The organism is Blattabacterium cuenoti (assembly GCF_014251955.1).
GTDB classification, from domain to species: Bacteria; Bacteroidota; Bacteroidia; order Flavobacteriales; family Blattabacteriaceae; genus Blattabacterium; species Blattabacterium cuenoti_L.
In genome coordinates this window covers 425,963-439,733 of sequence record NZ_CP059203.1, presented here as the reverse complement: position 1 = coordinate 439,733, position 13,771 = coordinate 425,963, and the positions used below count along the sequence as shown (strand labels likewise).

Genomic DNA, 13,771 nt, shown 5'->3' with positions numbered 1-13,771 from the left:
TAAAAATTTATCATCGTTAATTAGATTCTATTTTTCTATTACTCCTATCAATGTTGCAGAAGTGTAATTTTTTATTTTTACATAAACTATATCTCCTATTTTTTTTCCTATAACTTTAGGAAATACTACTACAGTATTTTGAGTATTTCTTCCATACCAATCCTGATTTTTCCTTTTAGATTCTCCTTCTATTAAAACTTCTTGTGTTTTCTCCATATATTTTTTCATATAAAAAATGGAATGAAGTCTTTGCACGTCAATGATTTCTTTTAAACGTCTTTTTTTTACATTTTCTGGAACATTATCTTGATATTTTTTGTATGCAAAAGTTCCAGGTCTAGGAGAATAAGAAAACATATATCCATAATTATACTTTACATTCTTCATTAAGCTAATAGTTTTTTTATGGTCTTCTTCATTTTCATTGCAAAATCCAGTTATAATATCATGTGAAATAGAACATTCAGGAATTATAGATCTGATTTTTTTTATTAAAGAAATATAACTTTCACGAGTATATTTTCTATTCATTAATTTTAATATTTTATTACTTCCTGATTGAACTGGTAAATGAATATGTTTACATATATTTGAATATTTTGATATTACTTTTATGACACTTTCAGACATATCGTGAGGATTAGATGTGGAAAAACGTATTCTCATAAAAGGTATTTTTCTTGCTAAAAAATCCAAAAGCATGGAAAAATCGAAGAAATCTTTTTTATTCCTATTTATTTTAAAAATTTGTTTTTTTAAAATATTACTTCCAACCCAAAGATAAGAATCTACATTTTGTCCTAAAAGAGTTACTTCTTTATATCCTTTTTCATATAAATTTTTGCATTCTCTGAGTATTGAATTAGGATCACTACTTCTCTCTCTTCCTCTTGTAAAAGGAACTACACAAAATGTACACATATTATCACATCCTCTTGTAATACTTATAAATGATGTCACTCTTTTTTTTTTACTATGATCAAGTTGATATGGAGTTACATCATCATAAGTTTCATTTATTTTTTTAGATAAAATTTGTGAATATTTTTTTTTTTTTTACTATGATCAAGTTGATATGGAGTTACATCATCATAAGTTTCATTTATTTTTTTAGATAAAATTTGTGAATATTTTTTTTTTTTTCTAACTAAAAAAATAACATCAGAAATTTTTCTATAAGAATCTGGAGAAATAACAAAATCTACAAGATCTTCTTTATCTAACTTTTTTATTGTCTCAGACATACATCCCAAAATTCCAAATAATAGAGGTTCTTTTCTTTTTATGGATTTCAAATATTTTAGTTTCTGTAATCTTAATTTTAAAGTTAATTCTGCTTTTTCTCGAATAGAACAAGTATTAATTAATATAATATTGGCTTCTTCTAAATTATTTGTAATAGAAAATCCTTTTTTCAATAAAAAAGAAGCTATTATTTCACTATCAGAAACATTCATTTGACATCCATAACTTTCTATATAAGTTCGTAATGATTTTTTTTCTTTTTCTTTATTACCTATTATGTTTATGTTCTTTTCCATCACTAATACAAAAAAATAATTTTAATAATTTACGAGATTATTCATCCCTTCACTACTTCATTTACTATTATATACTATTAACTAAAAACTAAAATAACACTTTAATTGTGCAATTAAACAAAAAACAAACTTAACTTTATTAAAATATTACAAAACCAAAACTAAAATTTCTAAGTTAGAAATGTATGATTTTTTTTCAATTTTTAAATAATATTTTTTGAATGTTTATTTTTATTATTTTGATTTTGAATACGAAGAATTCTTTTAGCTAAAAAAATCATATTTTTATTTCCTGTAGATTTTTCTTTTACATTGGAAAGTTTAACAACTGATATCCATTTTTTTGATTTTTCTGTGAGTGTTTGAACCATTTTAATAACTATATTCATGGAAGGAAGTCCTACATCATTGGTAAAATTAGTTCCTATTCCAAAAAATGGATTGATTTTTTTTTTATTACAAAAAGAAGAAATTATAGCTACTTTATGTGGGTTCAGATTATCTGAAAATATAATTTTTTTATTGATAGGATTAATTTTTAATTTTTGATAATGTTTTATCATTTCGTTAGTAAATGAAATGGGATCTCCACTGTCATGTCTAACTCCTTCAAAAATATTTGCCAATTTTTTGTCGAAATTTTTAAAAAAAATTGGACTAGTATATGTATCAGATAAAGCAATTTTTAAATGATTTCCATAAATGTTCAACCAATTTTCCATTGCCATTTTATCTGCTATGTTGAATCCATATTTAGCCGCATGAAACATTATCCATTCATGACCATGGGTTCCAATAGGTTTTTTTGAAAAAATATGAGATAAATGAACATTACTACTTCCTATAAAAAAAGGAGATCCTTCTTTTCTTAAAAGATTAAAAACCAATTTATGTACTTGATAAGAATATCTTCTTCTAGTCCCATATTCTCCAATTTTTACATTTAGTTTTTTATATTGATTCAATTTTTCTTTTGTTAAAGAAAGTATTTTTTTATCTGAAATGCGTTTTGTTCCTGTTAACTGATAATATAATTCAGATATAATAGCCATCAAAGGAACTTCCCATAATATGGTTCTACTCCATAATCCTTTAATATGTATTTTTATGTTTTTTCCATTTTGAAAAATACAAACTTCTTTAGGATTATACTGATATTTTTTCAAAAAATCTAAATATGCTGAATCTAAATAAGGACAATATTTTTCTAAATATATTCTTTCTTCATTTGAAAGTTTTAAACTTGCCATTTTTTGAAGATTTTCTTTCAAAAGATTAGCAAAATTTTTTGGAAAAGAATGTTTTCCTCTATTTATAAGTTCATATTTAGCTTTTACTGAAGGAAATAGTTTTATTATAGCATTTTGCATAGTAAATTTATAAAAATCATTGTCTAACAAAGACGATACGATCATAAATTCATTCATCAAAAAAATACTTTTTTTTGTAATTATTAAAAATTTATTCATTTTTAATGATGAGTTTTCTCTTTATTTAAGAGAAAAATTTTTATAAATTCAACTTTTTTTTTGTAAAGTTCTATTTATGAAAATAATCATGATTTTTTTTTTTTAGTTAAAAAACTTATTTAAGTGAAATATTTTTCTTTATTTAGAAAAAATATTTCTCTAAATTTGCTTTTAAAACAATTTATTTAATTAATATGGACAATACGAAATTATACGTTGGTAATTTATCCTATGATATGACAGAAAAAGAATTAAAAGAATATTTTGAATCTATAGGAGAAGTCACTCATGCAAAAATAATTTTTGATGAATCTGCATCAAACAAAAGAAGTAAAGGGTTTGGTTTTATAGAAATGTCTAATGAAGAAAATGCAAGACAAGCTATAGAAAAATTGAATGGTACAGAATTTATGGGAAGAAATATTATTGTATCTGCTGCTAGACCAAGAACAAGAAAAGATTATTAAAATAAGAAATTAAAAATATCACTATATCACTGATATATAAATAAAAAAATTATCCCTTATTTTTTTTTTTACGTCTACATCTGTTTATAAATGATATTTTGAATAATGAATAAAAAATATATGTGTGTAAATGTGAAATTTATAACGGATATATTAATTAAAATGTAAAGATTATGAAAATATAATATAGAATTAATTTAATTTATTATTATACCAAAATGTAATGAAAAAATTATCTGGAACAGGTGTAGCGTTAGTTACTCCTTTTAAAAAAAATGAAAAGATAGATTTTAATGGACTTGAAAAACTTGTAAAATATGTAGAAAATAAAGTAGATTATTTAGTATTATTGGGAACTACATCTGAAGTTTCTACTTTAAAAAAGGAAGAAAAAAAGGATGTAATTGAATGCATTAAAAAAATAAATTCTAAAAATCTCCCTTTGATATTAGGAATTGGTGGAAATGATACTAAATCTATTGTAAAAAAAATAAAAAATTCGAATTTGTCAGATTTTACGGCAATTCTCTCTGTTTCTCCTTATTATAATAGACCTTCTCAGGAAGGAATTTATCAACATTTTAAATCTATTGCAGATAATACGGAATCTGATGTAATTATTTATAATGTTCCTAAAAGAACTGGATCTAATATATCTCCAGAAACCGTAATTAGATTAGCTGATGATTTTAAAAATATAATAGGAATAAAAGAAGCATCTGGAAATATTTTGCAATCTTATAAAATCATTGAAAAAAAACCAAAAAATTTTAGTGTAATCTCAGGAGACGACTTTCTTACTTTACCTATAATATCAGGTGGTGGAGATGGAGTCATTTCTGTAATAGCACAAGGATTTCCAGAAGAAATTTCAAAAATGGTCTCCTTAGCGAAAAAAAAGGATATTTGTAAAGCTTTCACTATTTTTTACAAAGTTTTTAATATGATTGATTTAATATATGAAGAGGGGAATCCAACAGGAATTAAAACACTTTTGAATATCATAGGAATATGTAATTCCTATGTAAGATTACCATTATTAAATGGATCTAATCTTTTAAAAAAGAAAATGACATATTTTTTGAAAAAAAATGAATTAAATAAACTAACTAAATGATTATTTATGTTTAGTGAAAAAATACAAACAGGATTAAAAAAACAATTGATTAGAGAGTTAGAATCTTCTCAACTATATTTATCTATGGCATCTTGGACTGAAGAAAAAGGATTTGATGGAATATGTGAATTTTTATATGATCATTCAAATGAAGAAAGAAACCATATGTTAAAATTAATTAGGTACATTAACAAAAGAGGAGGATCTGCTGTTGTTTCTCTTCCCAATCAATCTTCTATTCTTTTTAAAGAATTTTCTTTGCATAGTACTTTGAAGGAATTATTTCAAAAATCATTTGAACAGGAAAAAAAAATTTCTTCAGAAATTAATAAATTAGTTGAATTATCTTTACAAGAAAAAGACTATTTTACACATAATTTTTTACAATGGTATATAGAAGAACAAATAGAAGAAGAAACATTGAGTAAAATGATACTTAATAAAATTGAATTAATAGGAGAGGAAAAAATAGGATTTTATTTATTTGATCGCGATATTAAAGAAAATTATTGTTATGTTACCAAAAAAAAAAAAACTAGGTAAGTAGTTATTACTATTATATTTATTGAATTTTATGAATGATTGGTTGGTGATCAATAATTATTTTTTAAATATTGAAAATAAAATTATTTTTGCATATAATTGTTATATGTGTTATTATAATTTTTATAATGTATGAATAAAAATAAAATTATTTCTTTGTTATTGTTTTTTACATTATTTTCATTAACATTAACAGGATATAGTAGAAGTATGCAAGAATATAAAAAATGTGTTTTTGATCATCCACCAATAAATATAAATAGAAGCACAAATATGGCTATTGATAGGTTAAATAAGTTTGTTAAACAATTTCCAAATTCTAAAAAAATAGAAGTAGATATTTTATTGAATAAATTGTTTAAGAAACTTGAAAGGAGAGATTATTCTATAGCTAATACATATTTTTTTATTCATAAATATTCTGCAGCTTTAATTTCTTTTCAAAATTTTATAAATGATTTTCCAAAAAGTAGTTTAAAAGAAAAAGCTTTATATAAAATTTGTGTTATAAAATACAGAATAGCTATTAATAATAAAAATAAAAAAAATATTTTCGATTTTTTGGATTCATATTCTGAATATATTCAATTGTATCCAAATTCTCCTTGTATAAAAGAATTGAAATTTTTTTATCATTCTTTGATGAAGTATTATAAAAAAATATGAATCTTGAAAAGATTAAGGCACCAATAAATACTGAAACTATAGATCGTATAGTATTGGAAAAATTATCAGGAAGTAATATTTATGAAATCATTTGTATTTTAGAAAAAGTAAGTCAAAAAATTAGTTTTCATTTAAAAAATGATTTGGATAAGAAATTAGAAGAATTCAACATAATGAATAAAAATAATTTGGAAGAAATATTTGAAAATAAAGAACAAATAGAATTATCCAAATTTTATGAAAGATTACCAAAACCTACATCTATTGCTATTCAATATTTGTTAAACGGAAAAATAAAAATAACAGAGACAAAGAATGAAAATTAACATTAACAAATTTTATTTTTATAATCTTTTAAAAATTTTTCCAATCCTATTTTAGTTAAAGGATGATTGATAAGACATGATATGATATTTAATGGAGAAGTTACAGCATCTACTCCTATTTTAGCGCATTCTATAATATGTAAAGGATGTCGTATTGATGCTGCTAAAATTTTTGTATCAAAATGATAATAATTATAAATAGTTTTAATTTCTTTTATTAAATTCAATCCATTATAAGATATATCATCCAATCTTCCTACAAAGGGAGACACATAATGAGATCCAGCTTTAGCCGCAAGTAGTGCTTGTCCAATGGAAAAAATAAGTGTACAATTAGTTTTTATTTTTTTTTTCGATAAATATTGAATAGTTTTTATTCCATTTTCTGTTGCAGGAATTTTGACTACTATTTTTGGATGTAAAAGGGAAATAGTTTCTCCTTCTTGAATCATATCTACATAATTAGTACTAATGACTTCTGCACTTACATCTCCGTTATTTTTTTCTAAAAAATTGCAAATAGATATATAATGTTTGTAAACATCATTTTTATTACTACAAATAGATTCTTTAGCTATTAAAGAAGGATTTGTTGTTACTCCATCTAATACCCCCAACATTTTGGCTTTTTTTAACTCATTTAAATTAGCTGTGTCTATAAAAAACTTCATTATAATGTTTTAAAAACAAATTTATGAAAATTTTTTTTTAGCATACTCCCATAATTCTATGTTTTCTTATTTTTATTAATTTTCTTCTTGTATATTAAGAAAATAAAAATTTGTAAATTTATAATTATTGATAAAATATCATCATATTTGTTATGTATTTTGATGTTATTATTTTAGGAAGTGGTCCAGGGGGTTATGTTGCATCTATACGTGCTTCACAACTTGGTATGAAAACGGCTCTTATTGAAAAAGAATCTCTTGGAGGAGTTTGTTTAAATTGGGGGTGCATTCCAACAAAATCTATTTTAAATAGTGCTAAAATCTTGCAAAAGATAAAAAAAAATGAAGATTTATTTGGAATCAATAAAATAAAAATTGATTTCTCAAAAATCATTAAAAAAAGTAGAAATGTAGTGGATAAAATGAAAAAAGGAATTTCATTTTTGATGAAAAAAAATGGAATTCATGTTATTTATGGAAATGCAAAATTAAAAAGTGGAAAAAAAGTTGAAATTTTTAAGAATGGAAAAAAAATAGAGGAACATAATGCTTCACATATTATTATAGCTACAGGAGCAAAACCTAAAATAGAAAAAAAATTTCAACAAAATGAAAAAACAATTATAGGATATAAAAAAGCTCTTTCTCTTTCTTCATTACCAAAAAAAATGATTATAATTGGATCTGGCCCTATAGGTTTGGAATTTGCTTATTTTTATCATTCTATGGGAACTGATGTTACTATTGTAGAACTTTGTTCACAACTTTTTCCAAATACAGATGAAGAAATATCTTCTCAATTAAAATGTTCTTTTGAAAGAATAGGAATCAAAAGTTATGTATCATCTACTATAAAGAAAATAGATTCTTCTTCTAAAGGAGTTAGAGTTTATATTCAAACTTTGAATAATAATCAAGAAATTGTTTTAGAAGCAGATGTGGTTCTTTCTGCTACTGGAACTACTCCCAATAGTAAATCTATTGGATTAGAAGAAGTTGGAATTCACACTACTGATAAAGAATTTATAATTGTTGATGAGAGCTATAGGACTAATATAGATGAATATTATGCTATTGGAGATGTCATAGAAGGTCCTTCTCTCGCTCATGTAGCTTCACATGAAGCTATTTTCTGTGTTGAAAACATAAAAGGATTAAATCCTACTAAAATAGATTATAATAACATCCCAAAATGTGTTTATTGTCTTCCTGAAATTGCTTCAGTAGGTTATACGGAAAAAGAAGCAAAAAAAAAAGGATATCAAATTAAAATAGGAAAATTTCCTTTTTCTGCTCTTGGAAAATCTATTTCTGATGACAGTCCAGAAGGATTTGTTAAAGTTATTTTTGACTCTAAATATGATGAATGGCTTGGATGTCATATGATCGGAAACAACGTTACCGATATTATATCGGAAGCAGTAGTCTCTAGAAAATTGGAAGCTACTCATTGTGAAATAATAGAAAGCATTCATCCTCATCCTTCATTAAGCGAATCCATTTTAGAAGCTGTAGCACATGCTTACGGAAAAGCTATTCATTTATAAGTTAAGTAAAGTAAGTAGTAGAGTAGAAAAAAAGAGTAATAAAGTATAAAAAAATAATTTAAAATTCTGATTTTATTCTTCTGAAAAAAATATTATTATAATTATAACTACAATTATTTATTGATTTTTATTGTTTTTGTATGTAAACAATAACCATTATTCTATATAATAAAAATTTATTTATATAGAATTCATAATTTTTTATGTTTTTATGACACATATTATTTTATTTGGACCACCAGGATGTGGAAAAGGAACTCAAGCAAGAATTATAGCAAATAAATTTGGATTTATTCATTTATCTACTGGAATGATATTTAGAAATCATATAAAAAACAAAACTAGTTTAGGAACACTTGCTCGTGAATTTCTTAATCAAGGCACATTAGTCCCCGATAAAATAACTACGAATATGTTAAATATGGAAATAAAAAAACATGTTCAATCTAAAGGAATTATTTATGATGGATATCCTAGAACCAAAAATCAAATTTTTTCTCTAGAAAAAATGATAGATCAATTTTCTTTAGGGAGCATAAATATAATTTTTTCTTTTCATATAAAAAAGAATTTATTAATTAATAGACTTATAAAAAGAGGAAAAATAAGCAAACGTAATGATGATACGGATATGATCATAGTTAAAAAAAGAATTGAAGAATATAATAAAAAAACTGCATTTATTTGGAATGATTGTAAATGGAAAAAAAATATAGTAAAATTAAATGCTTCTTATTCTAGAAAAAAAATTTCTCATTTTATTGAAAAAAAAATAATGAATTTATTATAACAACAATAAAAAATAATATTCATCTTTTTTATGAAAGATAATTTTATAGATTTTGTAAAAATTTATTGCAAAAGTGGAGATGGAGGATCAGGATGTATTCATTTTCTCAGAAATAAAAAAATAAAAAAAGGAGGTCCTGATGGAGGTTCAGGAGGAAAAGGAGGAGATATTATTATTAGAGGAAATTCTCATCTTCATACATTTATTCATTTAAAATATCATAGACATTGGATAGCAAAATCTGGACTTCCGGGGGGAAAAAATAATATTACTGGAGCCAATGGAAAAAATTTGTTGATAGAAGTTCCTATAGGAACTATAATTAAAGATGTTAATGAAAAAATTATTGTAGAAATTACTAAAAATTTTCAGGATAAAATTTTATTTGAAGGAGGAAAAGGAGGAAAAGGAAATGCTTTTTTCAAAAATTCAAAGTCTCAATCTCCTTATTATGCACAATCTGGAATAAAAACTTTAGGAAAGTGGATCACTTTAGAATTAAAAATTTTAGCGGATGTTGGATTAATTGGATTTCCTAATTCTGGAAAATCTACTTTGCTTTCTACACTTACAAAAGCAAAACCAAAAATAGGAAATTATTCTTTTACTACTATAAGACCTCATTTAGGAATAGTATTTATGAATAATTATCATTCTTTTATCTTAGCAGATATACCTGGTATTATAGAAAAAGCTTCACAAGGAAAAGGATTAGGACATCATTTTCTAAGACATGTAGAAAGAAATTCTGTTTTATTATTTCTTATTTCTTCAGAAACAAAAAATCAAAAAACAGAATATCTTGTTTTATTGAATGAATTAAAAAAATTTAATACAAAATTGTTGAATAAAAAACGTTTATTAGCTATTTCTAAATCTGATTTGATTTGTTTTAAAAAAAAAAACGAAATAAAAAATGTTTTCTTCTCATTAGGAGAAAAAAACATAATATTTATTTCTTCTTTTACAGGAGAAGGATTAATGACGTTAAAAAATAAATTATGGGATTTGATTTCAAAAAAAGAATTACGAACAAGATAACTTTTCTTTAACCATATTTTTATCTATATTTAATATATTTTTAATATTTTCTATGTTAAACATATAATCTAAAAAAAGTTTTTCGCAAAAAGAACGCAATCCTCTTGCCCCTAATCCTAATTGGATTGTTTTATCTATAATAATATCTAAAGCTTCATCTGTAATATTCATAGATATTTTATCCATATAAAATAGTTTTTGATATTGTTTAATTAAAGCATTTTTTGGTTCTATTAAAATTTTTTTCAACATAATTTTATCCAATGGATTTAGATAAGTAATTACAGGAAATCTACCGATAAGTTCTGGAATTAAACCAAATTTTTTTAGATCATTAGCTGTAATATTTTTTAGATAGGTTTCATTTTTTTCTTTTTTTATTTTTTCTTTAGCCTGGGTAATATATCCAATATCGGAAAATTGATTGATTCTATCGGATATAATTTTTTCAATTCCATCAAATGTCCCTCCAGCTATAAATAGAATATTTTCTGTATTTAATGGAATCATTTTTTGATCAGGATGTTTCCGTCCTCCTTGTGGAGGAACATTTATTATTGATCCTTCTAATATTTTAAGCAAAGCTTGTTGAACCCCTTCTCCAGATACGTCTCTAGTAATAGATGGATTATTGTTACTTTTTTTGGAAATTTTATCAATTTCATCTATAAATACAATTCCTTTTTCAGCAGAATGGATATCATAATTGACAGATTGCAATAATCTAGATAGAATTGATTCTACATCTTCTCCAACGTATCCAGCTTCAGTTAAAGTTGTTGCATCTGCTATAGTAAAAGGGATTTTTAAAAGTTTAGAAATACTTTTGGCAAGTAAAGTTTTTCCTGTACCTGTATTTCCAATTAACAAAATATTAGATTTTTCTATTTCTATTTTTTCAATTTCTTTTTCTTTTTTTTGATTTTGTATAAATTGAATTCGTTTATAATGATTATATACAGCAACAGAAATAACTTTTTTTGCTTCATTTTGTCCTACAACGTATTGATCCAAAAAAGTTTTTATTTCTTTTGGTTTTTTTAAAAAAAATTGATTATTTTCTTTTTTTTGTTCTATAATGGAAAACTTTCTATGAATTATAGAATAAGTTTTTTCTATGCAAAAATTACAAATATGTCCGTTGATTCCTGATATAAGAAAAGTTATTTCATTTTTTTTTCTTCCACAAAAATTACATATTAATAAATTTTCCATTTTTCATGTTTTATAAAAAAAAAGCATGACAAACATGATAAAAAAATAAGGAGCAAGCTAATCTACATCACATCGCTACAAACCTATTACCTTTGCTGTGTTCCCACCCTGGAGGATTTTATAGGGAGCTGATTGCGTAGGACTTGCTCCTAATTCAGGTAAATATAAATAAAAAATTAGAAATTCTTCTTTTCTGATTTAGAAATTTTCTTTCTGTACAAGAAAATTTTATTGCATATTTAATTAATTATAATTATTCTGAATGTTATTTTTTTTTGAATAAAAATTAAATGAGAAGAACAAAATATATTTTTGTTACAGGTGGGGTTAGTTCTTCCTTAGGAAAAGGAATAGTCTCCGCTTCATTAGGTATGTTGTTAAAAGCGAGAGGATATAAAGTTACAATTCAAAAATTAGATCCTTATTTTAATATAGATCCTGGAACTTTAAATCCTTATGAACATGGAGAATGTTTTGTTACCAAAGATGGAGCAGAAACAGATTTAGATTTAGGACATTATGAACGTTTTTTGAATCAATCAACTACAAAAAAAAATAATGTAACATCTGGAATGATCTATAAAAAAGTTATTGATAATGAAAGAAAAGGAAATTATTTAGGACAAACAGTCCAAGTGATCCCTCATATTACAAATGAAATTAAAAGACGTATTAAAATTCTTGGAGAATCTGAAAATTATGATATTGTTATTACTGAAATTGGAGGAACTGTTGGAGATATAGAATGTCTTCCTTATATTGAATCTGTACGTCAATTAAAATGGGAATTAGGAGAATCTAATGGATTAGTAATTCATTTAACTTTATTGCCATATATATCTGTTATTGGAGAAGTGAAAACAAAACCTACACAACATTCTGTTAGAAATTTAATGGAAAATGGAATTCAAGCTGATATTTTAGTTTGTAGAACAGAAAAACACATATCAAAAAATATTCGTAATAAGTTAGCTTTATTTTGTAATGTTAAACCAGAGCATGTCATTGAATCTATCAATACTAAAATTATATACGATATTCCTTGTTTATTACATTTTCAAAAATTTGATAAAGTCGTTTTAAAACATTTAAATTTATCCACTATTATTCCCCCTAATTTGAAAAAATGGAATTCTTTTGTTAAGAAATATAAAAATCCAAAATGGGAAATTAAAATAGCGTTAGTAGGAAAATATGTTTCTTTGCATGATTCGTATAAATCTATTACAGAAGCACTAATTCATGCAGGAGCAGAAAATGAAACAGATGTTAATGTAAAATGGATCTACTCAGATATGATTCAAGAAAAAAATATAAAAAAATATTTTAATGGAATTTCTGGTATTTTAGTTGCTCCTGGTTTTGGAAATAGAGGAATAGAAGGGAAAATACTTGCTGCAAAATATGCAAGGGAAAATAAAATTCCTTTTTTTGGGATTTGTTTAGGAATGCAAATAGCCGCAATAGAATTTGCTAGAAATGTATTAGGAATAAAAAAAGCAGAAAGTCATGAAACTAACCCATATTCATCTTATCCAATTATTAGTTTAATGGAAAAACAAAAAAATATAATACAAAAAGGGGGAACTATGCGTTTAGGAAATTGGAAATGTGTTTTGATAGAAGGATCAAAAATTTTTTCTATTTATGGTGGAAAAAAAGAAATTTTAGAAAGACATCGTCATAGATATGAATTTAATAATAATTATTTAGAAAATTTTTCTAATGCTGGAATGAAAGCTGTTGGAATTAATCCTGACACTGGTTTAGTAGAAGCTTTTGAATTAGAAAATCACGTTTTTTTCTTAGGAGTTCAGTTTCATCCTGAATATAAAAGTACAGTAACTAATCCTCATCCTTTATTTACTTATTTTGTGAAAATTTCTAAGGGATATCAGTCTTTTGATTATCATTATCAAAAATCTTCTTATGTATGAAGGATAGAAGTTTGGATTCTAATTCTATTATTGGTTTATTTTTAATATTGTTAATATTAACGATTTTTACATATATAATTAATAATCCCACCAACAATAATCCTCATCTTACCACTACTATATCTAATAATAAATTCCAAGAATTTGGATCAAAGGATAAAAACTCTTTAGAAAAAAAGAAAATTAAAAAAATTTTTTTAGAAAATGAAGTTTTGAGACTTAGAATTTCTAGTTCAGGAGGAATAATTGATGAAGTTTTTTTAAAAAAGTATAGAGCTTATGATCCTGTTCATTTTTTACATAATAAAAATCTTTTTTTAATTAAAAATTCTAGTTTTTTATATAATATTGTTCTCCATTTTAAAAATGGACTTCCTCCGATTAATACAGAATCTTTACATTTTTTTCCTTTTTTTGCGCAAAAAAAGGAAAAAAATGTAA

At 24.0% G+C, this 13,771-nt stretch carries 14 protein-coding genes, 1 other RNA gene and 1 pseudogene; 10 read left to right on the top strand and 6 right to left on the bottom strand.

The annotated features are described in order from the left end of the window. Window positions 1–27: 27 nt before the first annotated feature. The 3 genes from H0H53_RS03150 to pncB all read right to left on the bottom strand — a co-directional run bounded on the left by H0H53_RS03150 (window position 28) and on the right by pncB (window position 2,968). A complete protein-coding gene (locus H0H53_RS03150) occupies window positions 28–960 on the bottom strand; it encodes a MiaB/RimO family radical SAM methylthiotransferase (protein WP_238784251.1) in 933 nt (310 codons plus the stop codon). Window positions 961–1,016: 56 nt separating this feature from the next. Next, the gene (locus H0H53_RS03145) at window positions 1,017–1,541 is read right to left on the bottom strand and encodes a hypothetical protein (RefSeq protein ID WP_238784250.1); all 525 of its coding nucleotides are present in this window, start codon (window positions 1,539–1,541) and stop codon (window positions 1,017–1,019) included. Window positions 1,542–1,744: 203 nt separating this feature from the next. After that, window positions 1,745–2,968, bottom strand: coding sequence for a nicotinate phosphoribosyltransferase (pncB, locus tag H0H53_RS02085; protein ID WP_185870357.1), 1,224 nt, complete (start codon window positions 2,966–2,968; stop codon window positions 1,745–1,747). Between the two features lie 236 nt (window positions 2,969–3,204). Here pncB and H0H53_RS02080 point away from each other — a divergent pair, with 236 nt between their 5' ends. From H0H53_RS02080 to H0H53_RS02060, 5 genes are all read left to right on the top strand, one after another. Next, window positions 3,205–3,477, top strand: coding sequence for an RNA recognition motif domain-containing protein (locus H0H53_RS02080; protein WP_185870356.1), 273 nt, complete (start codon window positions 3,205–3,207; stop codon window positions 3,475–3,477). Between the two features lie 223 nt (window positions 3,478–3,700). After that, window positions 3,701–4,594 carry a 4-hydroxy-tetrahydrodipicolinate synthase gene (dapA, locus tag H0H53_RS02075; protein WP_185870355.1) on the top strand — a complete coding sequence of 298 codons (894 nt, stop codon included), beginning with the start codon at window positions 3,701–3,703 and terminating at the stop codon, window positions 4,592–4,594. 6 nt (window positions 4,595–4,600) lie between these two features. Beyond that, a complete protein-coding gene (locus H0H53_RS02070; protein WP_185870354.1) occupies window positions 4,601–5,137 on the top strand; it encodes a ferritin in 537 nt (178 codons plus the stop codon). Window positions 5,138–5,269: 132 nt separating this feature from the next. Beyond that, window positions 5,270–5,803, top strand: coding sequence for an outer membrane protein assembly factor BamD (bamD, locus tag H0H53_RS02065; protein WP_185870353.1), 534 nt, complete (start codon window positions 5,270–5,272; stop codon window positions 5,801–5,803). After that, window positions 5,800–6,129, top strand: a complete 330-nt coding sequence (locus tag H0H53_RS02060; protein ID WP_185870352.1) for a hypothetical protein — start codon at window positions 5,800–5,802, stop codon at window positions 6,127–6,129. The genes bamD and H0H53_RS02060 overlap by 4 nt, the downstream gene beginning before the upstream one ends. 2 nt (window positions 6,130–6,131) lie before the next feature. Here H0H53_RS02060 and fsa read toward each other — a convergent pair whose 3' ends face one another. After that, window positions 6,132–6,800 carry a fructose-6-phosphate aldolase gene (fsa, locus tag H0H53_RS02055; RefSeq protein ID WP_185870351.1) on the bottom strand — a complete coding sequence of 223 codons (669 nt, stop codon included), beginning with the start codon at window positions 6,798–6,800 and terminating at the stop codon, window positions 6,132–6,134. 152 nt (window positions 6,801–6,952) lie between these two features. On the opposite strand from fsa, the gene lpdA reads away from it, so the two are divergent. The 3 genes from lpdA to obgE all read left to right on the top strand — a co-directional run bounded on the left by lpdA (window position 6,953) and on the right by obgE (window position 10,178). Beyond that, complete coding sequence (gene lpdA / locus H0H53_RS02050; RefSeq protein WP_185870350.1) at window positions 6,953–8,347, top strand: dihydrolipoyl dehydrogenase; 1,395 nt, start codon at window positions 6,953–6,955, stop codon at window positions 8,345–8,347. 211 nt (window positions 8,348–8,558) lie between these two features. Then, complete coding sequence (locus H0H53_RS02045) at window positions 8,559–9,137, top strand: nucleoside monophosphate kinase (RefSeq protein WP_185870349.1); 579 nt, start codon at window positions 8,559–8,561, stop codon at window positions 9,135–9,137. A gap of 30 nt (window positions 9,138–9,167) precedes the next feature. Continuing rightward, window positions 9,168–10,178, top strand: coding sequence for a GTPase ObgE (gene obgE / locus H0H53_RS02040; RefSeq protein ID WP_185870348.1), 1,011 nt, complete (start codon window positions 9,168–9,170; stop codon window positions 10,176–10,178). On the opposite strand, the gene clpX is transcribed toward obgE, so the two are convergent. Next, complete coding sequence (gene clpX / locus H0H53_RS02035; protein WP_185870347.1) at window positions 10,164–11,393, bottom strand: ATP-dependent Clp protease ATP-binding subunit ClpX; 1,230 nt, start codon at window positions 11,391–11,393, stop codon at window positions 10,164–10,166. The two genes, obgE and clpX, sit on opposite strands and share 15 nt — an antisense overlap. 47 nt (window positions 11,394–11,440) lie before the next feature. Continuing rightward, an RNA gene (gene ffs, locus H0H53_RS02030) (signal recognition particle sRNA small type) lies at window positions 11,441–11,542 on the bottom strand. 141 nt (window positions 11,543–11,683) lie between these two features. Between ffs and H0H53_RS02025 the strand changes: the two genes are divergently transcribed. Together H0H53_RS02025 and H0H53_RS02020 are read left to right on the top strand one after the other, a co-directional pair. Continuing rightward, window positions 11,684–13,330, top strand: coding sequence for a CTP synthase (locus tag H0H53_RS02025; protein ID WP_185870346.1), 1,647 nt, complete (start codon window positions 11,684–11,686; stop codon window positions 13,328–13,330). Next, a pseudogene (locus tag H0H53_RS02020) lies at window positions 13,327–13,771 on the top strand (preprotein translocase YidC); the annotation flags it as partial. The gene H0H53_RS02025 and the pseudogene H0H53_RS02020, both read left to right, overlap by 4 nt.

What these genes read in the sequence shown, in the direction of transcription:
- H0H53_RS03145 (WP_238784250.1), bottom strand. Translation starts at nt 1,541, where the DNA reads ATGGAAAAGAACATAAACATAATAGGTAATAAAGAAAAAGAAAAAAAA.
- pncB (WP_185870357.1), bottom strand. Translation starts at nt 2,968, where the DNA reads ATGAATGAATTTATGATCGTATCGTCTTTGTTAGACAATGATTTTTAT.
- H0H53_RS02080 (WP_185870356.1), top strand. Translation starts at nt 3,205, where the DNA reads ATGGACAATACGAAATTATACGTTGGTAATTTATCCTATGATATGACA.
- dapA (WP_185870355.1), top strand. Translation starts at nt 3,701, where the DNA reads ATGAAAAAATTATCTGGAACAGGTGTAGCGTTAGTTACTCCTTTTAAA.
- H0H53_RS02070 (WP_185870354.1), top strand. Translation starts at nt 4,601, where the DNA reads ATGTTTAGTGAAAAAATACAAACAGGATTAAAAAAACAATTGATTAGA.
- bamD (WP_185870353.1), top strand. Translation starts at nt 5,270, where the DNA reads ATGAATAAAAATAAAATTATTTCTTTGTTATTGTTTTTTACATTATTT.
- H0H53_RS02060 (WP_185870352.1), top strand. Translation starts at nt 5,800, where the DNA reads ATGAATCTTGAAAAGATTAAGGCACCAATAAATACTGAAACTATAGAT.
- fsa (WP_185870351.1), bottom strand. Translation starts at nt 6,800, where the DNA reads ATGAAGTTTTTTATAGACACAGCTAATTTAAATGAGTTAAAAAAAGCC.
- lpdA (WP_185870350.1), top strand. Translation starts at nt 6,953, where the DNA reads ATGTATTTTGATGTTATTATTTTAGGAAGTGGTCCAGGGGGTTATGTT.
- H0H53_RS02045 (WP_185870349.1), top strand. Translation starts at nt 8,559, where the DNA reads ATGACACATATTATTTTATTTGGACCACCAGGATGTGGAAAAGGAACT.
- obgE (WP_185870348.1), top strand. Translation starts at nt 9,168, where the DNA reads ATGAAAGATAATTTTATAGATTTTGTAAAAATTTATTGCAAAAGTGGA.
- clpX (WP_185870347.1), bottom strand. Translation starts at nt 11,393, where the DNA reads ATGGAAAATTTATTAATATGTAATTTTTGTGGAAGAAAAAAAAATGAA.
- H0H53_RS02025 (WP_185870346.1), top strand. Translation starts at nt 11,684, where the DNA reads ATGAGAAGAACAAAATATATTTTTGTTACAGGTGGGGTTAGTTCTTCC.